The organism is Rhizobium sp. Root491, from assembly GCF_001427205.1.
Lineage (GTDB): Bacteria > Pseudomonadota > Alphaproteobacteria > Rhizobiales > Rhizobiaceae > Agrobacterium > Agrobacterium tumefaciens.
Genome location: NZ_LMFF01000003.1, coordinates 1 through 26280 on the forward strand (window position 1 = coordinate 1; position 26280 = coordinate 26280).

Sequence of the window (26280 nt, forward strand, 5' to 3'; positions counted from 1 at the left end):
CTCTGAACTCGCGGCCTTCGATGCGGTCGCCCGTCACCGCAACTTTCGCCGTGCCGGTGAAGAGCGCGGGGTGACGGCCTCGGCGATCAGCCATGCGGTCGGCAATCTGGAAGCGCGTGTCGGCATCCGATTGCTCAACCGGACGACCCGCAGCGTGTCGCTGACTGATGCCGGGGCAATGTTGCTTGCGCAACTGTCGCCGGCTTTCGGGGAAATCGGCTCGGCGCTGGATGCGCTCAATCAGTTTCGCGACACGCCATTTGGCAAGGTTCGCATCAATGCGCCCAATTCTGTGGCGCCATTTGTGTTCCGATCGGTGATTGGTCCGCTCATCGCAGAAAATCCAGGTCTAGAGCTGGAAATCGTCGCTACCGACCGCCTTGTCGACATTGTGGAGGAGGGGTTCGATGCCGGCATCCGTCTTGGAGAAAGTCTGCGCGATGGCATGACCGCCGTGAAGATCAAGCCGCGGCTGCGGTTTGCCGTCGTGGGCTCAACAAGCTATTTCGAACGTCATCCGCGCCCCAAAACCCCGGATGATTTGCGTCACCATGTCTGTATTCGCAATATCTATCCAAGCGGCAAGCCCTATGCCTGGGAGTTCAGCCGCGCAGGCAAGATCATCGAATTCGAGCCGACCGGCTCTCTGTCGCTCGATGACCATGAGCTGATGGTCGAGGCAGCACTTTCGGGCGTGGGGCTGGCTTACGTCTGGGAAGAGCGGGCGCGTGCCTATATCGAGAATGGCAGCCTGGTCGAATGCCTGGCATCCTGGAGTGCGCCCGAGGACTGGCTGTATCTCTATTACCCGACGCGGAAATACCTGTCGGCCGGCCTGCGCGCTGTCATCGATGTGCTGCGTGTGTGAAGGGACTGGCGCACCGACGGTTCGATTCCTGTCAAGAGCTTCACCGCTAAGTCGGTTTACTGAACCCAAACTCGTTTGATTGCGTCAAATGCAGCGACGATAGAAGGATCGCTCATACGCGCTTCCAGGCAGAGGAAACTTAAGGTCGTCGAGAGCTTCACATTATCAGCGATCACCAGTCCATGGGACTGCTGTTCATAAAGGGCAATCGATTCCCGGCAAAGGCTCAGCCCTATCCCTGTGCGTGTCATGGCAATCATTGACGCTTCCTGATCCACCTGGGCGACAATCTGTTGGCGAACGCCAAGATTGGTGAACAGCCGTGCCAGCATCCGGTTATGAACCGATGCGGGTGGCGTGCCGATCCAGGGGAGGGAGGCAAGCTGTAACCAGTTGGCCCCTCGAACAAAGCTGGCGAGCGATGGCGGAGCGACAACGCAATAGGTCAATTGCGCAAGTGCGCGAGAGTGGAAAAGCGACGCGGTACTCCCTCCAGTAACATCGGTCGGCGGGTCATAGTCCCTTGGATCACCAAGATAAAAACCGGCGTCGAGTTCGTTTCGCTTCAGCCTCTCCGGCACATCGCCGCTCATGCCATGACGCAGCGTTGTCTCGATACCTGGCCCGTTTTCGATAAGTGCTTTCAGAAACGCCCCTAATCGTGTGAACTCCGGATCGATGATCGTACCGATCCGCAATTTTCCCCGGACGCCGGTCGATAAACGTCCGGCTGTCTGGCCGAAGTCCGTCAGCGCCGCCAGCACTTGCTCGGCCTTTGCCGCCAACAGTGCACCTTCCTGTGTCAACTCCAAACCTGTCGAGGTCCGCCGGAACAGGGTTAGCCCGGTGTCAGCGGCCAAGCGTTTCAACTGAAGCGTCACCGCAGGCTGCGTAACGTGCAGGTGCTCGGCGGCGCGGGTGACGTTCCCTTCTCGCCCCACGGTAACAAACGCTCGCAATGTTCTTAGATCGATACCTTCCAGCATATTAATTTCACTTATAATGCTTGGTTGAATTTGTCATTGGATTTCACGAGCGAATGTTGGCTATGCCTGCATATAAAGCAGGGAGGAAGCATGGCATGCCACTGCAAAGTGTCCAGTCTTATAATTGTGTGGTGTTCCATCGCGATTGGAGGGTAACTCAATGAGGAATGGTGGTTCCGGCAATTTCCACGACGTTTTTGACTACATTATCGTCGGTGGTGGCTCCGCAGGCTGTTTGCTTGCCAATCGCCTCAGTCGTGACCCGTCAAAACGTGTCCTGTTGCTGGAAGCCGGCCGCAAGGACGACTACCCATGGATACATATCCCGGTCGGGTATCTTTATTGTATCGGCAACCCCCGCACAGACTGGCTTTACAAAACCGAACCGGACGCCGGACTGAACGGTCGTTCGCTACGCTATCCTCGCGGTAAGACGCTTGGTGGCTGCTCGTCGATCAACGGCATGATCTATATGCGTGGTCAGGCACGCGATTTTGACGGGTGGGCAACGACAACCGGCGACGATGCCTGGTCTTGGCAAAATTGCCTGCCCGATTTCAAGGCGCATGAGGACCACTACCGGCTGGACCATGGCGCAGACCCGAAGACTGGTGGCAACAGCAGGTTTTCCGACATGCATGGCCATGGCGGCGAATGGCGCATCGAGAAGCAGCGGCTGAAATGGGATATCCTCGAATCCTTTGCAGAAGCCGCGGTGGAAGCGGGCATTCCGCGTTCGGACGATTTCAACAGTGGCAACAATGAAGGCGTCGGCTATTTCGAGGTGAACCAGCGCTCGGGCTGGCGCTGGAACACGTCCAAGGCTTTCCTGCGCCCAGCGAAAAACCGCGCAAACCTGACGATCTGGACGCAATCTCATGTCGAGCGTTTGATCCTTGCGAACGAGGCATCTGGTCGCAAGCGCTGCATCGGTGTTATTGTTGCGCGTCAAGGGCAGCGCGCGGAGGTTGGGGCGCGGGGAGAGGTCATTCTGTCGGCCGGCGCCATCGGCTCACCACAAATCCTGCAATTATCTGGCATCGGTCCAGCGGGATTGCTGAAGCGTTTCGGTATTGAGGTCAAACACGACCTGCCAGGTGTCGGAGAAAATCTTCAGGACCATCTGCAGATCCGTGCCGTCTTCAAGGTCGGTAATACGAAAACGCTGAATACGCTCGCCAACAGCGTCTTTGGTAAAGCGATGATAGGGCTCGAATATGCGTTGAAACGCAGTGGTCCGATGAGCATGTCGCCCTCGCAGCTGGGCGCCTTCACCCGTTCGGACGAACGCCAGGCCCACGCCAATCTGGAGTATCACGTCCAGCCGCTCAGCCTCGACGCCTTCGGCGAACCGTTGCACACTGTCCCCGCTTTCACTGCCAGCGTTTGCAACCTCAATCCATCGAGCGTGGGCAGCGTTCGAATTCGCTCCAATAAGGCGTCGGACGCGCCGGCGATTGCGCCGAACTATCTCAGCACGGACGAAGACCGCAGGATTGCTGCCGAAAGTCTGCGGCAAGTGCGTAAAATCGTGTCGCAGCCAGCATTGGCGAAATATAGGCCGGAGGAGTGGAAACCGGGCCCGCAGTTCCAAAGCGATGAGGAGCTGGCGCGGCTTGCGGGCGATATTGCCAATACCATCTTCCATCCGGTTGGTACGACAAAGATGGGCGGGGATGACGATCCTATGGCGGTTGTCGATAGTCGCCTCAAGGTTCGCGGAATCGCGGGACTGCGGGTCGTCGATGCGGGCATCATGCCGAAGATCACCAGTGGTAACACCAATGCGCCGACGCTGATGATCGCCGAAAAGGCAGCCGGCTGGATTGTTGCTGACGCACACGCATAGAAAACTATTGGGGGAGGTTACAGGATGACATCAATAGCACGTTCAACGCTTCCGCTTTCCGGCGTTCGAGTCGTTGATTTTGGGCAGTATATTGCTGGCCCGGCCGTGGCCATGATCCTTGGCGATCTCGGCGCGACCGTCGTGCATATCGATCCCCCCAGCGGGCCGCTCTGGGACAATCCCGCCAACGCCATCCTCAACCGCAACAAGCTGATCGTCGCACTCGACCTCAAAACGGAGAAGGGTTTGCTTGAGGCGAAAGCGCTGGTGGCCGAGGCTGATATTGTGATCGAGAACTTCCGCCCCGGTGTGCTTGCCCGGCTCGGGATCGATTTTTCGACTTTGCGTAAATCGCGGCCTGAGCTGATCACCCTGTCTATCCCAGGTTTCGCCTCCGACGATGAACTCCGCCGGGACTGGCGAGCCTTCGAGACAGTGATCGCAGCCTCGTCGGGCGTCTTTACGGATATGGGCTTAAACCGCGTTCTTATGGGTATCAACCCGTCTTTCTCGCCGCTCCCACTCTCTTCCGCATATGGTACGATGCTTGCGGCCTCCGCGACGGTGTTGGCGCTTCAGGCGCGTGAGCGCACCGGCCACGGCGATCATATTGAGGTGCCGCTGGCAAGCGCCGTCATGGAGGGCCTGTCCTACAATTCCATTCTGATTGACGACTATCCGTTGCGTTATAAAACCCAGCGCGAGCGGGAAATCGAGCGTCGGCGCGGCGAGGACCTGCAAATGGACATGTCTTTTGACGACCTCCAGGAGTTTCTCGATCCCTTCTATCGCAGCTATAGGTGCGCCGCCGGGCGGATGTTCTCGTGGTCTGCCCCAGCCACAAGAACCATGCCAAACGCTGCCTGCAAGCGCTTGGCATTTTCGACGAGCTCGTTGCTGAAGGACTGCGCGAGGAGGAAGACACCTATCTTCCAGTTTCGCAGTGGTCTTCGGACGTTTCGCTCGGTGTCTATCCGCTCCCGAAATTCTGGGTTGACAAAATCGCGGCTCGTATGAAGGATGTTTTCCTGACCAAAACGGCTTCCGAATGGGAACGTGTCTTCGGAGAAGGGCTGTTTCCGGGCGCGCCGCAACGCTCGCTGAAGGAATGGATCGCCGACGATCATGCCAAGGCTGCCGGCCTCATGATCGAAGTGGACGATCCGATCCTCGGCCGCATGACCCAGCCGGGGCCTATGGCCTGGCTGCAGGAGAGCGCCGAATCTATGTTAACGCCAAGCCCGAGACGTTGGGGAACGGCGAAGGAGGCGCTAGCACTGCTCGCCGGCATGGAGCGCCTTTCCTTGCCGGTTGTAGCGAATGGGGCCCCCGGCGGCTGGCTGGACGGCGTCAAGGTTCTCGATCTGTGCAATGTGATCGCCGGTCCGCATTCGGTCGCCTATCTTGCCCGTTTCGGTGCGGAGGTCATCAAGATCGATCCGGCCAAGCCGCTCTATGACTGCTGGAACACCGTGATCTTCGGCATGTCCCACATGCGCGGCAAACAGTCCGTGCTGCTGAACATTGGTTCGCCCGATGGCCGCATCGTGTTCGAAGAACTGGTGCGCTCAGTCGATGTCGTTGTCTGGAACGCCACCGACCGTCAGGTCAAGGCGATGGGGCTCGATGCCGAAAGCCTGAAAGCGCTCAACCCCCAAGCGATCTTCTGCCAGCTCGATTGCTTCGGCGGCGTTCGCACCGGTCCGCGTACCGACTATCTCGGCTATGACGACCTCGTGCAGTCGGCAACCGGCATCATGTTACGTTTCGGCGGCTCCATGGACACGCCGGAGGAACACGCCCATGTCGGTACCATTGACGTAATGTGCGGTTTCGGCGCTGCGCTCGGCATTGCAGCGGCTTTGTATCAGAAATCCAGAACCGGGGTCATCGGCCGTCCGCGGACCTCGCTGTCAGCGCTTACCGGTCTCGCCCAGATACCCTTCTGCTATGACTATGCCAACCGAGGTCCCTTCGATGAGCCTTCCGGTCGCGAGACCAAGGGATATAACGCCCTGTCGCAGCTCTACGAAACGGCGTCGGGGGATCATATTCTCCTCTGTGCTTCGGAAGTTGATTTGCCACGCTTCGGCAGGGCGGAGGGGCTTGAGGCAATTGTCGAGACGGCCGCATCCGATCGCGAGGCCTATCTGGCGAAAGCCTTCATGACGGCACCTGCTGAAACCTGGCAACAGCGCCTGCAGAAAGCCGATATCGGCGTATCTCTCTGCGAGAACATCGAGGAGATCCGCAGCCGCAGCGCCCGCATTGCCGACGGCACGCCGGGGATCGACCGGGGCAGTTATTCATTCTCGGTTTTTCCAGACCATCCGAGCGGGCACACCGTCACTCAGCTCGACCCCTTCGCCATCCGTCCGGCAGTCGGCAAGGTGACGGCTATAACGCCAGCGGAGAAGTACGGCGCCTCCACACGCGCCGTTCTCCGCGACCTGAACTACACCGATAACGAGATCGATCGGTTGATTTCATCCGGCACGATCAGCGAGAGTTGGAGCGCAGAGTATCTGCCGAGTTAGCAGGACACGGCAGCTTCGTGTTCTGAGGAGGATACCGAAGCCGCTCACGGCCCGTCCAAGTGCGCGATGGCATTAACGGGTTAGATATTCAACATGGCACCTTGGGAGGAAGTGCCATGAAAGAACTTTTTGCCTCGACATGACTTATACAAGCACTTTCGAGGCTGCCGGGGTGAAAGTGATCAATCCCTAGTCCAGATAACCACAATCGTCATCAGGGTGCCGTATGATCATACCGCACTGTGATCTGCTTATCGTAGTGTGACCCGGAATAGCTTCGCTCATCCTTGTCCACGGGAATAGGGAGATCGAAATACCAACAGTCGCTTTATTTGACCGTCACAGTCACGAACTACCCTTCCAAACGGAAGTCCGCCGCAAATTAGGCAACAACGTCCGCCGCATCAGCTCCGTGAACAACGTCCGGTAGCTGATGTCAGTCTCTCTCGGCCTTTTAACCTGGCTGCAATCCAACAAGAGTTTAGCTGTCATTGGATCGCAAACATTGAGGCGGAAGGAACTGATATGGAAGGCCGGAAAATGAAGGGAAAGCCCCCAAACCTGGATGTGGATTCCTCAAATGCTCCAGTCTCCAGATGGAAACACCGGCGCAACGGGAACCCTCAGCCATTACGTCAACGTCACCCCGTTGCCTTCACCGAATGACCGGCCGCCCGCAATAGCGCCATCAGCACCGGCCCCAGCGAAAACTCACCTCGCTTGGCCCGATTGGTTAGGTCTCTGAGATACCCGCCGGCCGAATTGATGTGGCCGCCCCGCTCGAGAATGCAGGCGATCGTCACTGCCGCGTTCTCCGGACCCATCACCTCACAGGCCTCCTGATATGCGGACGGGCTCACCCCGAGCATCGATCTGACCACCACGGCGGCCGTCATGAGTTCTCGCCAGTTTCTGATCTGGCCTTCAGGACCGTAGTTTAAAATCTCGGGGCAGGCGCGCAAGACGAGACCAATCGGGAAAGCCTTAATCGGCACATGTTCGGCCTGCTTATTCTGGCTCGGCGTCGCCTCCTGCTCTTTTTCAGAGCGAGGTTCAAGTTCATTAAGGAGGTTGGTATTTGAATTCTGTATGTGACGCTCATTTTGAGCATCATTGGTGGTCATTTCTGAAGAAAAATCATCGGAATTCAACTGGTTGATGATGTTCCGCCGCAAATTATCCATCTCGATGCCCAAATCTCTCAATTCCTCGAGCGTCGGGTTTCGAGGAATTCGCCTGACAGCGGCCAGATATTGTTCTTCCAGCTCGTCCCAGTCGCCTGCAGCTCCCTCTTCGACGGCCGCCGTAATCAGCTTGCGGATATCCCGCCGGCAGATCGTTAGGTTCTCCTTTGCCCTGCGGAACGCAATCCGATCGGCAGCCACCTGCTGGGCAAGGCATGCCAGTTCCTCGGCGCGCATCAGAAGCGGCGATATGTCAAAACCGAAGGCGTGCTCGATCGAGCCTTCACCATCCTTTCGGGCGTAGCGTTTGCCGTTTGCACTATCCTTGCGGATGATCAGCCCTGCATCGACAAGCAGGGCAAGATGACGCCGCAGGGTAGCGCCCGCAATGCCATGCGCACGAATTGACAGCTGGATGTTCGACGGGAAAACGATAAGCTGTGCGTCCTGGCGCAGCTCATTTTCAGGATAGAAACTCAGAAGCGCATCGAGCACTGCAAGGCTGCGATCCTGCAGACCAAGCACCTCTCGCGCCTCCGATGCGTCGCGGAAGACTTTCCATTTGTCTGCCGACTTGCCTTCCTTGATCCTGGTCGTGGCAATCTGCTGCTTCACAAGCGCAAGCGTTACCGACCGCCGCCCAAACGGCGTCGTCACTTGTCCACCTTCCATGTCCCTCGCCTCTTCAAAAAGGCAAAAGATTCACGCTCACCAAAACGGTGCCAAAGACTCTTGACTAGGATTCATGGAAATGCGATTCTCTAGCTCTCACACGACGAGAAGGGCTTCCATGACGGCAACGTTTCGGGGGCCTTTTTCTTTTGCGCGTTTTCCTTACTTAAAATGGTTCCGGAGTCTGTTTCTCAGCCTCAGTTCAAATCTTTGATCTTTCACGCGTGAACCGCTCAGCCAGTGACGGCAGCTGCGCTTCGATGAAACGCAGGAATTCTGCTCCGGCCGGTGTATCCGCCGAAATACGGATATCCTTGTTCGTGCGAGAAAAGCTGCCAAGTGGTTCGCCTGCGGCGCCTTCAATCATCTTGCCGGCCTTCGACGGTGCGGCAGGTTTCAGGGCGTTAAAGGCGGCCAGAAACTTTTGATCGGATCCAAGCCGTCTTTGCGTAGCGGCCGAAAGCACCCTGCGCACTTCATCATGCAGGTCAGGCTGTTCGGAGAAAGCCTTTGCAAACTCCACCCACCTTGGACGACCGACCTTGGCTGCCCGACCAATTGTCTCGACGATATCGAGCGGAAGGGCGCGATAAACCGCTCGCATTCGTGCAAGCTCGGGATCGTCGATAGACAATGCCGCCTTGATATCACGAGGCTTCACATCGGCATCATCCATACGGCGGGCAAACAGGGTGCGCTCGATCCAGGTCAGATCCTGGCGATCGGCATTTTCAATACCCTGCGCAATGACAAGCTCGACGTCGGAAATCTCGACTTCGATCGCCTTGACCGGAATTCCAAGATCGCGTGCTGCCTGGAGCCGGCGATGGCCGTAGATAACCTGATAGCGATCGGGCGATGCTGGTGACTTCCGGACCTGGATCGGGACCTTCTGACCCTCGGACTTTATCGAGTTCCTGAAAGACTCGAAATCCGATGCATCGTCATCAGGAAGACGATCGGGAAAGGGAGAGGGATCGACCTTTGACGGGTCGAGCTCTCTGATCGCACCACCACCCGATTCAACAAGCGCCTTGAGGCGGTCGCGTTCCGATTTGATGTCGTCGATCGCCCTGTGCGCCGCACCGATCACGCCGGCACCGACACGTGCAGTTGGTGCAGGTTGTTGCGGGGAGGCAGGAGCGTCGGTCGCCAGCCGGTTTTCAAGTTCCGCCGACAGCAGGCCAAAATTTGCAACGATGGATTTACGCGATGACTTGTTGGTCATGTGCGTCCCCAGCTGGTGTTGATGAGTTTCACGACCGCTTCGTTGACGGCATCAACCGCCTCGCGTGCGCGTTTATGCGTGTCACGGCCGATCTGGCCCATTTCGAGTTCGTAAATCGAGCGCTTTGCAAGTCCTGCTGCCTCGACAGCAGTGCTTTCAATCAGCGTCGGAAGAAGCACATCCGTTCCGAAGAGATGGCGCATCAACGCAACGACCTGAGACTGTGGTGCGTCGTTGGGATCATGGCGGGTAATGAGATAGCGGATGAAATCCTGATCAAGCTGCGCTCCGCTCTCATTGAGCACGCTTATCAGGTCCCCCATCATCAGGAGAAACTGGCTCATGGATGCGACATCGAGCATCGCCGGGTGTACCGTGATAATCATGCTGGTCGCAGCATAAATCGCACTCAGCGTCAGAAACCCGAGAGACGGCGGAGTATCGAGAATGACGACGTCATAGTCCTGATCAACCTCGGCAAGAGCAAGCTTCAACCGTTCAAAGAAGATCGCTCCCGAGCCCGATTTCTGCGCCAGAACCCGCGGCGTTTCATGCTCATATTCCATCACTTCGAGGTTGCCGGGTATCAGATCGATCCCGTCGAAATAGGTCTTGCGGATGATATCGCGGATTGGCCGGCGCTCGGCGTCGTCGTAGCGAAGAGCAGCGTATATCGTTTCGTTGGCACCAACGTCAAACTCAGGTTGCGCGCCGAACAGTGCAGAAAGTGATGCCTGCGGATCGAGATCAAGAGCAAGCACGCGGTAGCCCTGCAGCGCGAGATAATGCGCAAGATGGACGCAGGTCGTGGTCTTGGCACTGCCGCCCTTGAAGTTGGCGATCGCAACGACCTGGAGATGCTCGCCCTCGCGTCGGCGAGGAGAAAATCTCAGCGCTTCAGAAGGCTTCTGGGCGGCAAAGAGCTCGCGCAATTCATTGATCTGAGCAAGCGTATAGACCCGATGGTTATTTTCGAGCCGGCCAGGGATCGGTCCACGGCCTTCGCTCGACATGAGTTTCAGCGTAGAATCGGGTATTGAGGTCAGCTTGGAGACTTCGTTGGTGAGGAACGGTCGCAGGCTTTTCTCCGACTTCGGAGGATACATGCGGGTGCGAAGGTCCTGCAACTGCTGAGACAGAAGACCCGCATGGCGCATGATCTTGGCGCCCGCGTCTTCCTTCTGACCGCTCGTCATTTCTGCGTGTTTTGCTATCGCCATATTTTCCTCTTGGCGGGCATTCGCCGGTTTGCCGACCATCGTCCGCCAAAGGTACAACATGATTCTGTTTCGCCGTCCAGTTATTTACGGTTAACCGGATATTGACGTCCGTGGTTGACAGGGGAATAGACGCGCCCATTTTATAAATTATAATCAGATACTTATAGAATGTTTCGGACATCCTGCCCCTGCGGCGGCAACTGCATTTTTGCTCGGCAATCAAGGTCATCAGCGTCGGTCGAAACGAAATTTTCACTGCAAAAAATCTACCCCATGGCGAATCGAACGACATTCGATTTCAAGAGGCAACCACTCGGCCATACTAAAAGGGCCGGCTGCGAGCCGATCTACCGGTTTTTGTCTGACCGAGGACCAGCGTCGTTTTTACGTTGGCGATAATAGTGACAGCGGATCGATCGGCGAAGGGCCGTCACAAAACGACGGAGGGATCAAAGCAGCTTTTCAACACCGTCTACCGAGTCAAAGTGCTTCCCGCATGGAGGCACGTTCAACGATTTCGGTTTTCAGAACGACCTTGCGGACCGTCTGACCTTTGCCATTTAGCCGGTCGACCAGCAACCTGGCCGCCGTCGCACCAAGATCGTAGACGGGTTGGCGCACGACGGTCACGGGAGGCGTTGTTACAGACGTCCAATCCGCATCATGGAACGATACCAGCGACAGGTCGTCCGGGATGCTAAGCCCCAGTTGACGGTGAACCTTGAACACCTCCAGGCCGATTATACTGTCCGATGCAATGATTGCCGTCGGACGCTGCGCCGACTGGAGCATTTCGGTAACGATGCGATGCGTCTCTTGCTGAGTGACGGCACCGACCTGTACCCAGCTTTCCATGTTGGTCAGACCGGCCTCACTGCACGCACCAAGATACCCTTCGATGCGTCGCCTGACCGAACCGGTACTGATGTCGTCTGCACTGCGGAACCGATGATCCGGCGTGTCGCAGGCGGTTAAATAGGCGATGCGGCGGTGGCCGAGCGCAATCAGCCGGCGTGTAATATTCTCGGCTGCATGCCGGTCGTCGGCAATAACGGTGTCGACATCGAGCGTGTCGCTTCCACGATCGAGCAACGCGAGCGGAAGCCCCGAGCGAATAACCTCATGCAGATGCTCGACATCGTTTTCCTTGGCCGGCGAGACGATGAGACCGTCGACACGCTTGGCAAGCAGAGTGCGGATGGCCGCTCTTTCCGCAACGACGTCTTCACCCGAGTTAATGAGGATGACGGTGAAGCCTGCCTGCCGGGCAATATCCGTGATGCCTCGCACGGCAAGGCTAAAAAAGGGGTTTTCAATATCTCCCACCACGACGCCGATGGTGCCTGAACGACCTGTCGTCATGCTGCGAGCAAGCTCATTGGGGCGATAATCGAGGGACTGAGCCGCTGCCAGGACCGCCTCTCTCACCCGGTCGCTGACGGTTCCGTAGTCACCCAGTACGCGTGCAGCCGTTGCCTTTGAAACGCCGGCTTGGCGTGCGACGTCAGCGACTGTCACGGAAGGAGTTTTAGGTGGGATCTTGTCCATAAGCGGTAGCCTTACAAGAGAACTTGACGACTGGCAAATGCGAAGATAACAATTGCCAATATCCAAAGAGACCGGTCTCTTTCTAGTTGAGACCGGTCTCAAATATAAAAAGACTTCCGACATGCGAACTGCGTGGGCCGGGTAGGTGACGTCATGCCGCCGACCGGGTGGGACCCGTGCGCCTTGAATTTATCGCAGACAACGACACCAGAGGAGAAACCAATGCAATTTACCCAAGCTTTAACATCCGCCTTCGCAAAAATTCGCGCGACCACGGCCGCGATCACACTCGGTGTCCTTGCAGGCGCGGCGACGCCCGCACTTGCCGACAATCCGCTTGGCCTCATCGATCCCGCCACCATCAGTGTCGGCACGATGGGCGATGCCAAGCCTTATGCCTTCACCACCGCCGACGGCAACTTTACCGGTTTCGACATAGAGTTGTTCCTCAACGTAGCCGAACGTCTTGGGTTCAAGAAGGAACAGGTGGTGTTCACCGGCCAGGAATTCTCGGCCCTGATGCCCTCTGTCGCCAACGGCCGCTTCGATGTTGCGGCCGCTGCGATCGGCACGACTGCCAAGCGCAAGGAGACCATTGATTTCTCTGATGGTTATCTTGCAGGTTTCTTGAGCGTCCTCACTTCGGAGCCAGGCATCACCGATGCAGCGGGTCTCAAAGGCAAGCGTCTCGGTGTGGTGCAGGGTACACTTCAGGAAATCTATGCCGAGAAGAATTTTGCCGGCACCGATCTCGTGAAGTTCCCGGACAACAATTCAGCCGTTTCCGCACTCAACAACGGGACGGTCGATGCACATTTCCTCGATTTCGAGGCTGCAAAGGACTATTCCGCCCGTTATCCGGCGCTAAAAGTCGCAGTCAATATTCCGAGCTTCGACGCGCCCGCCGGCTTCGTCATCCGAAAGGGTAACGATGCATTGCGCGAGGCGCTTAACAAGGGCCTGAAAGAGGCCATGCAGGACGGCACCTGGAAAAAGCTGCACGAAAAATGGTTCCCCGGCACGCCGATGCCGCAGGCATATCTTCCCAAGCAGTGATGCCACCTTCCGGTCCGGCCCTTACCGGTCGGACCGGCCTTTCTTTCAAGGGATATCCTGATGAACTGGCTTGAAAACCTGCGCCGTAGCTTCCTCGACTGGAATGCCATGGCCGAAGTGCTGCCGACCATGATCACCGTTGGTCTCAAGAATACGCTGATCCTGGCTGCGACCTCGACTGTGCTTGGCGTCGCCATCGGCATGATGCTCGCGATCATGGGCATTTCCCGCTCGCCCTGGCTGCGCATTCCCGCTCGTCTTTATACCGATATTTTCCGTGGCCTGCCGGCCATCGTCACAATTCTCCTCATTGGCCAGGGTTTTGCCCGCATTGGCCGCGAGCTCTTCGGTCCATCGCCTTATCCGCTCGGCATTCTGGCACTCAGCCTGATCGCCGGTGCCTATATCGGCGAGATTTTCCGCTCTGGTATCCAGAGCGTCGACCGTGGGCAGATGGAGGCCTGCCGGGCATTGTCGATGAGCTATGGCCAGGGCATGCGCCTTATCGTCGTGCCGCAAGGCGTGCGCCGCGTTCTGCCGGCCCTCGTCAACCAGTTCATCGGCAACGTCAAGGATTCGAGCCTGGTCTATTTCCTCGGGCTTCTGGCCTCAGAGCGTGAGATCTTTCGCGTGGGACAGGACCAGGCGGTGGTGACCGGCAATCTGTCACCGCTCCTGCTGGCAGGCGTATTTTATCTCGTCGTTACCGTGCCGCTTACCCATGTCGTCAATGCGATCGACAATCGTCTGCGGGTTGGCAAGCAGCGCCCCTCCGTCATCACCAGCGGACTGGAGGAGGTCAGTGAACTCGACAGTGCAGCTCGCGCGACTGGCGTCTCGTTCAAGGGCGGCAGCCTTGATGTGCGCCGTCTCGGTATGGCCTATGGCGATCTTGATGTGCTGAGGGGTGTCGATCTTTTAGTCAAGCCAGGCAGCGTCACCTGCATCATCGGCCCGTCCGGATCCGGAAAATCGACTTTGCTGCGTGGGCTCAACCGTCTGGTCGAGCCGAAGAGCGGCGATATTCTTATCGATGGCGAAAGCATTCTCGCAATGAAGCCGGAAACGCTGCGCCGCCGGGTCGGCATGGTATTCCAGCATTTTAACCTCTTTCCCGACCACACGGCGCTGGAAAACGTCATGCTGTCGCTTACGAAGATCAAGGGCCTGCCCGCAGCCGAGGCCGAGCGCATCGCCAAGGCAAGGCTTGCCGATGTCGGCCTTGCGAGCCGCCAGCACCACCGTCCGGGCGGTCTTTCCGGCGGACAGCAGCAGCGCGTTGCCATTGCCCGTGCGCTTGCCATGGAACCGGAGGTTATCCTCTTCGACGAGGTGACGAGTGCGCTCGATCCGGAATTGGTCAAGGGCGTGCTCAACCTCATGGCCGAGCTCGGCACGCGTGGCATGACCATGGTCGTCGTCACGCACGAAATGGGATTTGCTCGCCGGGTCGCCGATCAGGTCGTCTTCATGGACGAGGGGCGCGTCGTTGAAGCTGGCACGCCAGAGGCAATATTCGACAACCCGCAAAGCCCGCGTCTCCAGCGCTTCCTTGCGGAAGTGCTCTGAGCGCCGGGAGGAGAAACCAATGACACAAACGATACGATGGGGTGTGCTCGGTTGCGCAGGCATTGCTGCCAAGGCGGTCATTCCCGCCATCCAGTCCAGCCGCCTGGGGCGCGTTGCGGCAATCGCCTCGCGCGATGCCGCGAAGGCGAAGGAGATGGCGGCCCGCTTCGGCATCGCCAAGTCCTATGGCAGCTACGAGGAACTGCTTGCCGATCCGGAAATAGACGCAATCTACAACCCTTTGCCCAATCATCTGCACGTGCCACTGACGATAAAGGCACTGGTGCAGGGCAAACCCGTACTCTGCGAGAAACCGATCGCGCTTGATGCCGAGCAGGCGAGGGAACTGGCAGCGGCACAAAAGGCGGCGGGCCTGCCGGTCGCGGAAGCCTTCATGGTGCGCCACCATCCGCAATGGAAAAAGGCGCGCGCGTTGATTGTCGAGGGGCGCCTCGGCGAGGTGAGGGCCATCCAGACGATCTTTTCCTATTATCTCGACGACCCCGGGAATGTACGCAACCAGGCTGATATTGGCGGCGGCGGTCTGTTCGACGTTGGTTGTTACGCCATCAACACGGCGCGGCTCCTGTTCGACGCGGAACCGGTAAGGGCGATCGCCCTCATGGAGCGGGATCCCGTCTTCGGCACGGACCGGCTGACGAGCGGGCTGCTGGCGTTTCCAGAGGGAAGGCAGCTTGCCTTCACCTGTTCCACACAACTCTCCCTCACGCAGAAGGTCACGGTGCTTGGAACGCGCGGGCGTCTGGAAATCCCCATTCCCTTCAATGCACCAGCTGATGAGCCGACCATCCTTGTCTTTGATGATGGTCGCGATCTTGCCGGCGGCGGCCGCGAGGAGATCGCGATCGGGCCTGTCGACCAGTATCGCGAACAGGCCGATGCATTCGCCGAGGCTGTTCTCTCCGGCGGGCCACTCGAGACGGGGCTTGGCGACGCAATCGCGAATATGACGGCGATTGACGCGCTGTTCCGCTCCGCAGCCAGCGGTCGCTGGGAGGTCCCCGATGCCTTATCCCCATCCGTATGACAATTGATTGAAAGCCAATTCCATGACCGACAACACCATCTCTTCGGCCGTCATCATCGGCGCCGGTATCTTCGGCGTTTCCACTGGCGTACAGCTTGCGCGGCGCGGCATTAAGGTGACGATCCTCAATGACGGCCCGCCGGCCAATGGTGCCTCCGGCCGCTCGCTGTCCTGGCTGAACTCGGCACGCATGCGCTCTGAGCCCTATCATCGGCTGCGTATGGCCGGCATCGACCGGTATCGCACACTCGCGGCGCAGAATCCCGGCGCAGAATGGCTTCGCTTTGATGGCGGGTTGACCTGGGACGCGGATGACGAGCGCAACGAGATCGACGCGGCCTATCGCCACGAAGTTTCGCTTGCCTATGATGCGCAGCGCCTTTCAGCAGCCGAAGTCGCCCGCGTCGTGCCCGGTGTCGACGCCGTCGCAATCACTCCACAGGGTGCAATCTTCAATCCCGGCGAAGGCTGGGTCGATTTGCCGACGCTGATTGGTGTGCTGCTTGAGGAGTTTTTCGCACTCGGTGGCGTTCTGGTAACGGACCAGGGTGCTGCACGGGTGGTGATCGAGGGTGGTCGTGTCATTGGCGCGCAAACTGCAAATGCTGTTCTCCATCGGGCGGATGCCGTCGTGCTTGCCACCGGTCCTGCCGTCCCGAAGATGGCTGCGGAAAGCGGACAGACCATTGCCGACGGGACACCGATCGCCCTTCTCGTGCAGACGAGGCCGCTCGCCCATCCCCTGCGCGCTGTTCTCAATACACCGCGCGTCGCCGTTCGCCCGGCGCCGGACAGCACATTCTCCCTGGATGCCGACTGGGCGGCCGACGAGGGTGTGACAGTGCGCGCAGACGGCAGCTATGATATCTACGACAGCGTGGTTTCAGAGCTTTTGGTTGAGGCTGCGCGGGTGATGGAAGGCAATCCGAAACTCGAGGTGGCTTCCATCGGCGTTGGTGGCAAACCGATCCCCGGCGATGGCGAGCCGGTGATTGGAGCCATCAAGAGTATTTCCGGTTACTACGTGGCCTTCAGCCACAGCGGCGCTACACTCGGCCTCATCGTGGGCGAGCTGCTCGCGTTCGAGGTTGCGACAGGCACCGAACATCCCATGCTCGCAACCTTCCGACCTGAGCGTTTCCCCTTGAATTGAGCAATGTGAGGCAGATATCGCCAAAATGAGCCGGCCGCCGCCGCGGCCGGCATTTTTTATTGGTATGGAAACGCCCGTCCGGTCTCTCACATAAGGCTAATGCCCTTGTCGGCTGCACGGACCCTGGAGAAAACCTGGGGTTCAGAGATACCAACAGACCGTTGCCACGCATAGAAAAACCGGCACCACGCGGGCAGGAGTTGGCACCCTGCGTCGCGACGCGCCGCACAATTTAAAGGTGAGTTTGCATTATTTGAAAACTAATCGTTGACGCGACGACTTCTGTCCGTTATACATAAATCATCGATCTTTTGCTTGCCGAGCTTTGTCTACCGCGCGATTGGCACCGCGCTTTAAGCGAACTTCCATTTCAAAAATAGTCGGTTTCCTCGCTGCGCAGCATCAGCTTCGCGGTCCTACACTCTATGCTTTGAAAGGGTTCAACATGACCACTGGCACAGTAAAATGGTTTAATTCCACCAAAGGCTTCGGCTTCATCCAGCCCGACAATGGCGGCGCTGATGCGTTCGTTCATATCTCCGCTGTCGAGCGCGCCGGAATGCGCGAGCTGGTTGAAGGCCAGAAGATCGGCTTCGAACTCGAGCGCGACAACAAGTCGGGCAAGATGTCTGCTACCAATCTGCAGGCCGCATAAATCAAGATTTGCTTCCCTTTGACCACGGATGTACTGGCACTGTCGGAAGCTGCTTCATTAAGGTCAGGCGTTTTGCCTGGCCTTTTTCGTTTCGGTTTCAAGCCGAACCAATTGAGATTGCAAGAGCAGAAAAACAAAGTGGATCCGCCTTGCAGACGACGATCTGCCTCACCGGCATCCAGATGTTATTTTCTGTCAAAAGCAACCTTGCGGTAGTGTCGGAATACGGCGCTCACGCCCCGTAGACCGAATGGCTGCCAGCGGCACGTCTCGCCAAGAAGGCAGGCCACTGCTCCATCAGTCCGGTCATAAAACGCGCCAAAACGCGATGATCTCTCTTCCACTCATTATCAGGATATCCATGAAGAACGCCCGAAACAATGACGTCGCCGACCGTCGCGCCGCATCTACCGAAGCCAAAGCTGCTCTGCTCAATGCGTACCGCGCGGCAAAGACCGCTTTAGAACCTTCCAGGCTGGCAAGACAGGCAGAACGAGCAGCCATTGCCACAGCTCGAGAAGAGCGACGTCTTCAACGCGAGCGCACGAAGCTTGAGGAACAGCAGCGTATCGAGACCGACGCTTTGGAGCGCCAGGCAGCGATTGAGGCGGTCGCAGTCGCAGAAATCGAAGCGCGGGAGAGTGCCGAAAAGGCACGTATAGCCCGAGTCATTGAAGATGAGACGATGCGAAAGGCTGAACGCGACCGGCGCTACGCTAACCGCAAGGCAAGACAAGCCTAACCTTGCCCTTGCACGCCGACCCCACAACATGACGGCGTCATGCTGGTGACACTCTAACGAAAGCAGCCCCATGGCACCGGATAATAACGAGCTCCAGGCAATCAACACGTCGTGGCAAATCGCTATCCAGGAAATCCTGCGCATGGTCATTCGCGACATGTACCATGACGGTGGAGAAGCGAATTTCAAGGCCCATATAAAACGTATTGAAGAAGCTGCGGTCGACAGCATCCACTCCGATCTTCGACTTCGAGGAACCGACGAGTGGACTGAAGTGCTTGTAAAGGAAAGGGCGAGCAACTTCGTGACGACATTGCTGACGTCCTTCACTTACGACCGTGCCTGACCCCTGGACATCGGTTTCAACGAGGAACCGAGCCGATTTCCAAGGAGAAGTGCGCAACCTCCGAGTACGATTTTCTGATCAAGGTTTGGTTGAGGGATTGGCTTTTTCTCCTTTCTCTGTGCCAGGGTGGCCGAGCTGGCCTTAAAGCTGAAACTGATGTGCCCGGTATTCCACATCAGTGGATCGAGCTCTCGGCTCCGTGAGAGCTAACAGTTTATTCAATCACGGCCTGTTCGATCATTTTGCCCATGCGGATCTGAGCGCGACTGGTGGCCGGCCCTCGCAACTCGCCACACTATCAGCGAGCATTGAGGCAACGCAGCGAGCCACTTACCTCGACCAGTAGACCAAGTGGAAAGACGTTGGCGTCGATTGACGCGTCAACGACCTGTTCAAGGCTGTCTGCCAGGGCGCGTGGACAAATAGCTGACAGCACGCGGACCTACCGGGTGTTTTAAAAGCAATACTTGTCCCACGGTCTCGGCATGACGGTTATCTGCTAACCGCATTAGCCGCTATGCGACTAAGAACGCGGTTACTTCATCGGCCAAGCCAGCGAGAAAAGTGTGTCGATCTGGATGAGGTTCCGGGACATTTGGTGGCAATTCGTCCATGTATGTGAAATGGCCGGCATCGGGATCAACTTGGAGCGCCACAGATGCCTGGGCGGCTAGTGCATCCATGAGAAAACGAGACTGAGCCGGGGGCGTGATTGTGTCCTTGGCTCCCACCCAGATTTTCATCGGCATCTTGATACGGTCAAGCGCACCTGGACGGCGGAACAAGTCCGTTGGCGGAGCGAAGACTGCCAGTCGCTCGAGGCGTGGCGTCGAGCCTCTAATCAGTTGCTGCCCATCAAGGGTTTCGCCCTCGGCACCTTGAAGGGCGAGCATGGCCGTAGCTCCAATGGAATGCCCGATACCCACGATGGGGAGATTGCTGGAGGTGCAATCGTCTATAGATGCTTCGAGCCTGCGGATGCGCATGTCCAACTCGGCCTTGGTCGGGGCGATTGAGGTCAGCATTTCGAAGTGTGGTGCGATGACCGTGCAATTCCCGTTAGCCAAGGTCTGCAGCAAATGACGGTGGCGTGACGGATTACCGCCACGACCGACTGCGAACAAAGCAATGCACTTTGGGTTCTTGGCCTCAACCCGAGTAATGGTAAAGGATTCCAACTCATTGGATACGATGTCGATATTGGATTCAATTTCCATATTTTCTCTCAATCATCAGAATAAGTTTATCATCGTCTTCCGCGATAAACGAAGCCAACGTATCTCATTCATTGAAGTCCTGACCAGTCAGCGATTCTACGCTGCTTTTTGGAGGCCGTTTGAACCAGAGCGATTTCATCGAAACAGATTGGTGCATTCTGATGGGTCTGTGAACGCTGGTGCCCCAGGAGAAAAAAGAGCGGGCGCGGCCCGCTCCCGTCCAAGGATTTAGACCTGGGCTTGGCCACCATCGGCAAACAGTTCGGCGCCGTTGACGAAGCTCGCATCGTCGGAGGCGAGGAAGAGGGTCGCCTTGGCGATTTCGTCGGGCTCACCGACGCGACCGAGCGGAATACGGGAAGCTAGGTAGTCGATCAGACCCTGCTGCTGCTCCTTGTCATCACCAGCAAGCTCCACGAGTCCGGGCGTGCGCGTTGCTCCGGGGGAGACGACGTTGACGCGGATGCCAGTGCCCTTGAGATCGAGAGCCCAGGAGCGGGCGAGGTTGCGGACGGCCGCTTTGGAGGCTGAGTAGACCGAGAATGCGGCCGTGCCTTCTGTGCCGGCGGTGGAACCCGTTAGAACGATCGACGAACCCTGACCCATCAGTGGCAGAGCCTTTTGAACAGTGAAGATGACCGCCTTCACATTGCGAGCGAACGTGTTGTCAACCTGCTCTTCGGTGATTTCGCCGAGGGGAAGCATGCTGCCGCCGCCGGCGTTGACGACCAGGACATCAAGGCGTCCCTGTTGCGACTTCACCTGGGCGAAGACGTCGTCAAGTTCGTCGTTCTTTGCCGAGTCCGCCTGTATGCCGACGGCGCCGTGGCCGATCGCTGCGACGGCCTCGTCCAGAGCGTCCTTGCGGCGACCTGTAATGTAGACCCGGGCTCCTTCGGCTGCGAAAAGCCTGGCGGTCGACAGGCCAATGCCGCTCGTTGCACCGGTCACGATTGCAATCTTATTTGCTAGTCTCTTGGTCATTTTATTCTCCTAAGGCTGGGCGCGCGAAAGGGTCAGTCCGAATTCGCGGCCTGTTGACGGTCTAAAGCTATGCGGGAGGTGGCGCCGGCCTTGGGCCTGTCGTCGCCGTCCGATGTGCAGAACGTAATTCCTCAGCCCTGCAGGGAGAAGCCAGTTCGTATGGAGACATTATCCATCTGTATGGACAGTCTCCATCGCCGCGCCGCGCCTTGCGTCGACGCCTTCAAACACTTTCGCCGCCCAGTCCGAGAATGCCCGCAGCCGCGGGTTTGAAAATCTGTCAGCGGGATAGACCAGGTGCAGAACATGGTTTTCAGGCTTCCAGTCAGGAAGCAGTTCGATCAGCAAACCCTTGTCGATATTAGGTCTTGCCAGGAAACCGAAACTTTGGCCGATACCCAACCCGGCTAGTAACGCATTCAAATGCGCCGTGCTTTCGTTGAGGGAAATGCCGCTTGACATCGGCATATACTCGGTCTGCTCGTTGCCGCGCTGGAAGCGCAGCGGGAACCGTTTACCGGATGACGCCGAAAAATAGCTGATGACACGATGCGCCTGAATGTCGTCTGGATGCATCGGCATTTCTTTTCCGGCGAGATAAACTGGCGCTGCGCAGAGCACGGAGTCGAGTTCGCATAGCTTCCTCGCCCTGAGGGATGAATCGCCAAGTGAACCGCCACGAATGACGCAATCGATCCCTTCGCCAATAAGGTCGACAGATCGATCACTGACGCCGAGAAGCAGGTCTATCTGCGGATACTGGCGCTGGAAGTCCCAAAGGGACGGGATGAGTATCCGGTTCGCCAGGACAGAACCAATATCAATCCGAAGCCTTCCTTTGGGCGCGCTGCGGGCGCCAGCGACGGTGCCGTCCATGTCGTCCAGATCCGCAAGCAGGCGAAGGGCGCGCTGGTGATAGGCAATACCTTCCGTGGTCATTGTCACCGACCGGGTGGTCCGCTCAACGAGTTTTGTCCCGAGATGTGCTTCAAGATCCTGCACGAGCTTGCTAACTGACGACCGTGGGAGATTCATTGTGTCCGCAGCCTTGGTAAAAGATCCGGCTTCGGCGACGCGAACGAATGTTCGTATGGCGAGTATCTGGTCCATGCAACGCCCTGCAGTTTAGATCTACGATAACCGACTATATCGGAACCGCGACCAAGACCATTGAATTTCTTGCTCTCAGTCGGTCGCATGCCTCCGACAAGACCTCGAATGCTGATTGTCGCTAAATCGCAGTCGACGCCATACATGCGAGGCTTGGCTTCTCTGTGCAGAGAGATCCGGTAAATGGTACGTTTTCGGCTGGTTTCGTCGCCCAATCGGTTTGATGGTAAGGCGCGGCATGGCGGCGGCACGCAAAAAAATGCCATGCCGGAAAGACCGCACGCAGTCGATGACACCTATCCCTCGCACATGCGCTGACTTGGGCGCTACCGAAGTGTGCATTTTATCGACGTAGATCGCTCGTCAGTCATTCATCAATCGATGCGGGGCGGTTCGATGGCTGGCATACCATTAATACAGTGAAATGAGCGACACCCTCATATTCAATTATGGTGAGGGAGAACGCGACTGTTTTTGTATGTCGGTCACGCCAAACGAGCGACGTGGCGCCTAAACGCTTCGCTGCTCACTGGCACTGCCTGCTTAGTCCTTTGCGTCAGAGGGCGACTGCACAAGATTGGTTTCCTCAAAATGCCCTCACTTTGGAATTTGCATCTTTGATTATCTATGAAAACTATAGAAATTAGAGGTAACAGGAGTGAGGCGAACGATGAACGTACTTGGAATAAGCGGCAGCGTTAAACAACCGTCACGCACGGCAAGCATTGTCTCGGACATCCTGAACTCGATCGAGAGACGGGCAAGCGTCTCTGTGGACACGGTCGATCTGGCTGTGGCGGCGCCGATCCTGTTCAGGGCTCTTCGCGCAGATCAACTGGATGAGGCCGGCCGCAGGATTATTGATGCTGTGGAAGGTGCCGACGTACTTGTCGTCGGTTCGCCTGTCTACCGCGCATCCTACACCGGCGCGTTAAAGCATCTCTTCGATCTCGTCGATTTCCGTGCGCTTCAAGGCAAGCGTGTAATCCTTGCGGCAACGGGCGGTACAGCACTGCATGGCCTCATGCTGGAGCATCAGTTCAGGCCGCTGTTCGGCTTCTTTGGCGCCGTTACAGTGCCAACGACGGTCTACGCCGTCGAGGCGGATTTCACCGGATACACGCTCTCGAACCCCGTGGTTGAGGCGCGCGTCGAGCGTGCCGTTGCCGAATTGATCGATCTACTGCCAGCCAGAAACCTTGTCGCCGACGATCACCGCTCGGCCCTTCGTCTCGTTTCACACGACGCGGTCGCGAACTGACATCAGAAAAGAGGAGATTTCCATGACTGAACACCACGCCGAGCCCGTGAAATTTGCCTATTGGGTGCCGAATGTGTCCGGCGGCCTCGTCATCTCGAACATCGAGCAGCGCACCAGCTGGACAATTGACTACAACCGCAAGCTCGCGCAGATCGCTGAAGCGAGCGGCTTCGATTACGCGCTGAGCCAGATCCGCTTCACCGCCGGCTACGGTGCCGAATTCCAACATGAATCCGTGTCGTTCAGTCACGCTCTGCTGGAATCGACGACGACGCTCAAGGTCATCGCCGCCATTCTGCCTGGTCCGTGGAACCCCGCGCTTGCCGCCAAACAGATTGCCACGATCAATCACCTCACCAACGGTCGCGTTGCCGTTAACATCGTCAGCGGCTGGTTCCGCGGCGAGTTTCACGCCATCGGCGAGCCTTGGCTCGATCACGACGAACGCTACCGCCGTTCGGAAGAATTCATCCGGGCTCTGCGCGGCATCTGGACGGAAGACAATTTCACCTTCCGCGGCGATTTCTACCGCTTCAACAACTACTCCCTCAAGCCGAAGCCGATTGATCCGCAGCCGGAAATCTTCCAGGGCGGTTCGTCGCGTGCGGCTCGCGATATGGCGGCCCGCGTATCGGACTGGTATTTCACCAACGGCAACACGCCGGAGGAAATCGCCAAGCAGGTGAATGACATTCGCGTCAAGGCCAAGGAAAACAACCACGCGGTCAAAGTCGGCGTGAACGCCTTCGCCATCGTGCGTGAGACCGAGGAAGAGGCGAGAGCCGTGCTTGCCGAGATCATCGAAAAGGCCAATCCGGAAGCGGTCAATGCCTTCGGCCATGAGGTAAAAAATGCCGGCAAGTCTTCTCCCGAAGGCGAGGGCAACTGGGCGAAGTCGAGCTTCGAAGATCTCGTTCAGTATAATGACGGCTTCCGCTCAAACCTGATCGGCACGCCGCGGCAGGTTGCCGAACGCGTGGTGAACCTCAAACGCGCCGGTGCTGACCTTATCCTGCTGGGCTTCCTGCATTTTCAGGAAGAAGTCGAGTATTTCGGCAAGCATGTCATCCCGCTCGTGCGCGAACTGGAACAGGCGGAAATCAGCGCAGCAATCGCTGCGGAGTAATGTCGCAAATCGGACGGCAGCGGCCTTTGGCCGCCGCCTGGAACACGGGCGAGACCGCCTCCGTGATTGGAAACCTGTGCCCATTGGGCGGAGCATGGACTGAACGATGTCAGCATCGAGTTTTCTGGTTGCAAGCCTTGGCGCGGAAGTGGCGATCCCAACGGACATTCGCCAACACATTGCCTTGCCCAGCGAGCATGTCGGGCAAGAACGCCGCGCGGTGGACGCCACCAAAGAACTTGTGCTGGAGCTTCGCGGTATTGACCTCTCCTTTGGAGGCGTCGTCGCTCTGGAGAATATCGACCTGGCCGTGCAGCAGGGCGAAATCCTGGGTATTATCGGGCCGAACGGCGCCGGCAAGAGTTCGCTGATTAATGTTATCTCAGGCGTCTACCGGCCGGATCGTGGCCATGTAGCGATTAATGGCAAAGCCTATCGTCCAGTGCCCACTGAGAAGCTCGCCAGTCTCGGCGTGGCGCGGACGTTCCAGAACCTCGCCTTGTTCAAGGGTCTCAGTGTTCTCGATAATGTTGCCACGGGGCGGGCTTACGCCGAGCGGGCAAATTTCCTGAGCCAGATAACCGGTCTACCGAGCGCTCGTCGCGAGAAGGCCGATGCCCGCGAGCGGGCAGAGCGGATCATCGATTTTCTGCATCTGACGCCCCATGTTGACCGGCTTGCCGGCACGCTGCCCTATGGATTGCAGAAGCGGGTGGAACTGGCGCGTGCGCTTGCCGCCGAGCCACGCATTCTGCTGCTTGACGAGCCCATGGCTGGCATGACGGCGATGGAGAAGAACGAACTTGCCGATTATGTGCGTCTCGCGCGTGACAAATATGCGGTCACCGTCGTTCTGATCGAGCATGACATTGGCGTGGTGATGGGTCTTTCCGACCGCATCGCGGTTCTCGACTACGGGCGCAAGATCGCCGATGGCACGCCTGCGGAAATTGGCAGCGATCAACGTGTCATCGATGCCTATCTCGGCGCTGCGCCGGAAAACGAAGACGGGGAGGGTATCTGATGGCTGCGTTTGATTGGTTGTTCTTTACCGAGGTCCTGGTTGGCGGGTTGCTCTCCGGGGTCATGTATTCCCTCGTCGCCATCGGGTTCGTGCTGATCTACAAGACATCGGGTGTCCTAAACTTTTCGCAGGGCGCGCTGCTCCTGTTCGCCGCGCTGACCTTCGTCAGCCTTGTCGAGCGTGGCGTGCCTTTTGTAGCTGCCTTTGCCATTACCTTTGCCATCATGGTCGTCATCGGTGTTGCGATCGAGCGTACGGTGCTTCGCCCGCTCACCAACAAGCCACCGATCACGCTGTTCATGGCGACGCTTGGCCTCTCCTACATCATCGAGGGAGCGGCCCAACTCCTCTGGGGTACGCAGGTTCATGGGCTTGATCTCGGTATCGAGGACATTCCCTTTGATGTTGGTGGCGTTTTCATCAGCCAGTTCGACATCTTTGCCGCAGTCGTCGCGGCCGGCATGGTGGCGGCTCTCTCGGCCTTCTTCCGCTATACCCGCATCGGCCTCGGCTTCCGCGCCGTCGCGGATGACCAGTTCGCGGCGCTTGCCGTCGGTCTCAAGCTGCCCTGGATATGGGCGAGCGTTTGGGCGGCGGCAGGCCTCGTTGCCCTGGTCGCCGGGCTGCTCTGGGGTGCGCGGCTCGGGGTGCAGTTCTCGCTGTCGCTGGTAGTGCTGAAGGCTCTGCCGGTGCTCGTTCTCGGCGGCTTCGATTCCATTCTAGGCGCGATCGTCGGTGGTCTGATTGTCGGCGCGTCGGAAAAGCTCGCCGAGGTCTATATCGGTGAGTACTTCGGCGGCGGCATCGAGGGGTGGTTCGCCTATGTCGTGGCCCTGGCCTTCCTGCTGATCCGCCCGTCCGGGCTCTTCGGTCAAAAGCTCGTGGAAAGGGTCTAAT

General features: G+C 57.9%; 21 protein-coding genes and 1 pseudogene. 14 read left to right on the forward strand and 8 right to left on the reverse strand.

What is annotated here, in order from left to right:
* Positions 1 to 868, forward strand: an 868-nt coding sequence (locus ASD46_RS07640) for a LysR family transcriptional regulator (protein ID WP_060641929.1), incomplete at its 5' end; no start/stop codon positions are given.
* Between the two features lie 56 nt (positions 869 to 924).
* Here the strand turns inward: ASD46_RS07640 and ASD46_RS07645 are convergent.
* Positions 925 to 1854 (reverse strand): LysR family transcriptional regulator, encoded by a 930-nt coding sequence (locus tag ASD46_RS07645; RefSeq protein WP_060641930.1) that lies wholly within the window; start codon positions 1852 to 1854, stop codon positions 925 to 927.
* A gap of 160 nt (positions 1855 to 2014) precedes the next feature.
* Between ASD46_RS07645 and ASD46_RS07650 the strand changes: the two genes are divergently transcribed.
* Positions 2015 to 3703 (forward strand): GMC family oxidoreductase, encoded by a 1689-nt coding sequence (locus ASD46_RS07650; protein ID WP_060641931.1) that lies wholly within the window; start codon positions 2015 to 2017, stop codon positions 3701 to 3703.
* Between the two features lie 24 nt (positions 3704 to 3727).
* Positions 3728 to 6240, forward strand: a pseudogene (locus tag ASD46_RS07655) (CoA transferase).
* A gap of 641 nt (positions 6241 to 6881) precedes the next feature.
* Here ASD46_RS07655 and repC read toward each other — a convergent pair.
* From repC to ASD46_RS07675, 4 genes are all read right to left on the reverse strand, one after another.
* A complete protein-coding gene (repC, locus tag ASD46_RS07660; protein WP_060641932.1) occupies positions 6882 to 8096 on the reverse strand; it encodes a plasmid replication protein RepC in 1215 nt (404 codons plus the stop codon).
* A gap of 202 nt (positions 8097 to 8298) precedes the next feature.
* Positions 8299 to 9324, reverse strand: a complete 1026-nt coding sequence (gene repB / locus ASD46_RS07665) for a plasmid partitioning protein RepB (RefSeq protein ID WP_060641933.1) — start codon at positions 9322 to 9324, stop codon at positions 8299 to 8301.
* Positions 9321 to 10604: a plasmid partitioning protein RepA gene (gene repA / locus ASD46_RS07670; protein WP_003518687.1), complete on the reverse strand. Its 1284-nt coding sequence runs from the start codon at positions 10602 to 10604 to the stop codon at positions 9321 to 9323. The genes repB and repA overlap by 4 nt, the downstream gene beginning before the upstream one ends.
* 420 nt (positions 10605 to 11024) lie before the next feature.
* Positions 11025 to 12092, reverse strand: a complete 1068-nt coding sequence (locus ASD46_RS07675; protein ID WP_060641934.1) for a LacI family DNA-binding transcriptional regulator — start codon at positions 12090 to 12092, stop codon at positions 11025 to 11027.
* 222 nt (positions 12093 to 12314) lie between these two features.
* Between ASD46_RS07675 and ASD46_RS07680 the strand changes: the two genes are divergently transcribed.
* The 7 genes from ASD46_RS07680 to ASD46_RS07710 all read left to right on the forward strand — a co-directional run bounded on the left by ASD46_RS07680 (position 12315) and on the right by ASD46_RS07710 (position 18661).
* Entirely contained in the window at positions 12315 to 13148 is an 834-nt protein-coding gene (locus ASD46_RS07680) for an ABC transporter substrate-binding protein (protein ID WP_025591769.1), read from the forward strand.
* Positions 13149 to 13208: 60 nt separating this feature from the next.
* Positions 13209 to 14717 carry an amino acid ABC transporter permease/ATP-binding protein gene (locus ASD46_RS07685; RefSeq protein ID WP_013637619.1) on the forward strand — a complete coding sequence of 503 codons (1509 nt, stop codon included), beginning with the start codon at positions 13209 to 13211 and terminating at the stop codon, positions 14715 to 14717.
* A gap of 19 nt (positions 14718 to 14736) precedes the next feature.
* Complete coding sequence (locus tag ASD46_RS07690) at positions 14737 to 15765, forward strand: Gfo/Idh/MocA family protein (RefSeq protein WP_060641935.1); 1029 nt, start codon at positions 14737 to 14739, stop codon at positions 15763 to 15765.
* Between the two features lie 22 nt (positions 15766 to 15787).
* Positions 15788 to 16918, forward strand: a complete 1131-nt coding sequence (locus ASD46_RS07695) for an NAD(P)/FAD-dependent oxidoreductase (protein ID WP_060641936.1) — start codon at positions 15788 to 15790, stop codon at positions 16916 to 16918.
* A gap of 445 nt (positions 16919 to 17363) precedes the next feature.
* The gene (locus tag ASD46_RS07700; protein ID WP_003519318.1) at positions 17364 to 17573 is read left to right on the forward strand and encodes a cold-shock protein; all 210 of its coding nucleotides are present in this window, start codon (positions 17364 to 17366) and stop codon (positions 17571 to 17573) included.
* 361 nt (positions 17574 to 17934) lie between these two features.
* Positions 17935 to 18315 carry a DUF6481 family protein gene (locus tag ASD46_RS07705; RefSeq protein WP_003519316.1) on the forward strand — a complete coding sequence of 127 codons (381 nt, stop codon included), beginning with the start codon at positions 17935 to 17937 and terminating at the stop codon, positions 18313 to 18315.
* 70 nt (positions 18316 to 18385) lie between these two features.
* Positions 18386 to 18661 (forward strand): hypothetical protein, encoded by a 276-nt coding sequence (locus tag ASD46_RS07710; protein WP_003519315.1) that lies wholly within the window; start codon positions 18386 to 18388, stop codon positions 18659 to 18661.
* A 515-nt stretch (positions 18662 to 19176) separates the two neighbouring features.
* Here the strand turns inward: ASD46_RS07710 and ASD46_RS07715 are convergent.
* The 3 genes from ASD46_RS07715 to ASD46_RS07725 all read right to left on the reverse strand — a co-directional run bounded on the left by ASD46_RS07715 (position 19177) and on the right by ASD46_RS07725 (position 21972).
* Complete coding sequence (locus ASD46_RS07715; protein ID WP_060641937.1) at positions 19177 to 19878, reverse strand: alpha/beta fold hydrolase; 702 nt, start codon at positions 19876 to 19878, stop codon at positions 19177 to 19179.
* Between the two features lie 228 nt (positions 19879 to 20106).
* Complete coding sequence (locus tag ASD46_RS07720) at positions 20107 to 20862, reverse strand: SDR family NAD(P)-dependent oxidoreductase (RefSeq protein WP_060641938.1); 756 nt, start codon at positions 20860 to 20862, stop codon at positions 20107 to 20109.
* A gap of 168 nt (positions 20863 to 21030) precedes the next feature.
* A complete protein-coding gene (locus tag ASD46_RS07725) occupies positions 21031 to 21972 on the reverse strand; it encodes a LysR family transcriptional regulator (RefSeq protein ID WP_060641939.1) in 942 nt (313 codons plus the stop codon).
* 670 nt (positions 21973 to 22642) lie between these two features.
* Between ASD46_RS07725 and msuE the strand changes: the two genes are divergently transcribed.
* The 4 genes from msuE to ASD46_RS07745 all read left to right on the forward strand — a co-directional run bounded on the left by msuE (position 22643) and on the right by ASD46_RS07745 (position 26279).
* A complete protein-coding gene (msuE, locus tag ASD46_RS07730) occupies positions 22643 to 23233 on the forward strand; it encodes an FMN reductase (RefSeq protein ID WP_060641940.1) in 591 nt (196 codons plus the stop codon).
* A 22-nt stretch (positions 23234 to 23255) separates the two neighbouring features.
* Positions 23256 to 24359 (forward strand): dimethylsulfone monooxygenase SfnG, encoded by a 1104-nt coding sequence (gene sfnG / locus ASD46_RS07735; RefSeq protein WP_019567191.1) that lies wholly within the window; start codon positions 23256 to 23258, stop codon positions 24357 to 24359.
* A gap of 106 nt (positions 24360 to 24465) precedes the next feature.
* Positions 24466 to 25383: an ABC transporter ATP-binding protein gene (locus ASD46_RS07740; RefSeq protein ID WP_060641941.1), complete on the forward strand. Its 918-nt coding sequence runs from the start codon at positions 24466 to 24468 to the stop codon at positions 25381 to 25383.
* Positions 25383 to 26279: a branched-chain amino acid ABC transporter permease gene (locus tag ASD46_RS07745; RefSeq protein WP_060641942.1), complete on the forward strand. Its 897-nt coding sequence runs from the start codon at positions 25383 to 25385 to the stop codon at positions 26277 to 26279. Before ASD46_RS07740 ends, ASD46_RS07745 begins: the two co-directional genes overlap by 1 nt.
* Position 26280: the final 1 nt, after the last annotated feature.

Excerpts from the sequence above, each read along its gene's own strand:
- ASD46_RS07645 (WP_060641930.1), bottom strand. The coding sequence starts at position 1,854 with ATGCTGGAAGGTATCGATCTAAGAACATTGCGAGCGTTTGTTACCGTG.
- ASD46_RS07650 (WP_060641931.1), top strand. The coding sequence starts at position 2,015 with ATGAGGAATGGTGGTTCCGGCAATTTCCACGACGTTTTTGACTACATT.
- repC (WP_060641932.1), bottom strand. The coding sequence starts at position 8,096 with ATGGAAGGTGGACAAGTGACGACGCCGTTTGGGCGGCGGTCGGTAACG.
- repB (WP_060641933.1), bottom strand. The coding sequence starts at position 9,324 with ATGACCAACAAGTCATCGCGTAAATCCATCGTTGCAAATTTTGGCCTG.
- repA (WP_003518687.1), bottom strand. The coding sequence starts at position 10,604 with ATGTTGTACCTTTGGCGGACGATGGTCGGCAAACCGGCGAATGCCCGC.
- ASD46_RS07675 (WP_060641934.1), bottom strand. The coding sequence starts at position 12,092 with ATGGACAAGATCCCACCTAAAACTCCTTCCGTGACAGTCGCTGACGTC.
- ASD46_RS07680 (WP_025591769.1), top strand. The coding sequence starts at position 12,315 with ATGCAATTTACCCAAGCTTTAACATCCGCCTTCGCAAAAATTCGCGCG.
- ASD46_RS07685 (WP_013637619.1), top strand. The coding sequence starts at position 13,209 with ATGAACTGGCTTGAAAACCTGCGCCGTAGCTTCCTCGACTGGAATGCC.
- ASD46_RS07690 (WP_060641935.1), top strand. The coding sequence starts at position 14,737 with ATGACACAAACGATACGATGGGGTGTGCTCGGTTGCGCAGGCATTGCT.
- ASD46_RS07695 (WP_060641936.1), top strand. The coding sequence starts at position 15,788 with ATGACCGACAACACCATCTCTTCGGCCGTCATCATCGGCGCCGGTATC.
- ASD46_RS07700 (WP_003519318.1), top strand. The coding sequence starts at position 17,364 with ATGACCACTGGCACAGTAAAATGGTTTAATTCCACCAAAGGCTTCGGC.
- ASD46_RS07705 (WP_003519316.1), top strand. The coding sequence starts at position 17,935 with ATGAAGAACGCCCGAAACAATGACGTCGCCGACCGTCGCGCCGCATCT.
- ASD46_RS07710 (WP_003519315.1), top strand. The coding sequence starts at position 18,386 with ATGGCACCGGATAATAACGAGCTCCAGGCAATCAACACGTCGTGGCAA.
- ASD46_RS07715 (WP_060641937.1), bottom strand. The coding sequence starts at position 19,878 with ATGGAAATTGAATCCAATATCGACATCGTATCCAATGAGTTGGAATCC.
- ASD46_RS07720 (WP_060641938.1), bottom strand. The coding sequence starts at position 20,862 with ATGACCAAGAGACTAGCAAATAAGATTGCAATCGTGACCGGTGCAACG.
- ASD46_RS07725 (WP_060641939.1), bottom strand. The coding sequence starts at position 21,972 with ATGGACCAGATACTCGCCATACGAACATTCGTTCGCGTCGCCGAAGCC.
- msuE (WP_060641940.1), top strand. The coding sequence starts at position 22,643 with ATGAACGTACTTGGAATAAGCGGCAGCGTTAAACAACCGTCACGCACG.
- sfnG (WP_019567191.1), top strand. The coding sequence starts at position 23,256 with ATGACTGAACACCACGCCGAGCCCGTGAAATTTGCCTATTGGGTGCCG.
- ASD46_RS07740 (WP_060641941.1), top strand. The coding sequence starts at position 24,466 with ATGTCAGCATCGAGTTTTCTGGTTGCAAGCCTTGGCGCGGAAGTGGCG.
- ASD46_RS07745 (WP_060641942.1), top strand. The coding sequence starts at position 25,383 with ATGGCTGCGTTTGATTGGTTGTTCTTTACCGAGGTCCTGGTTGGCGGG.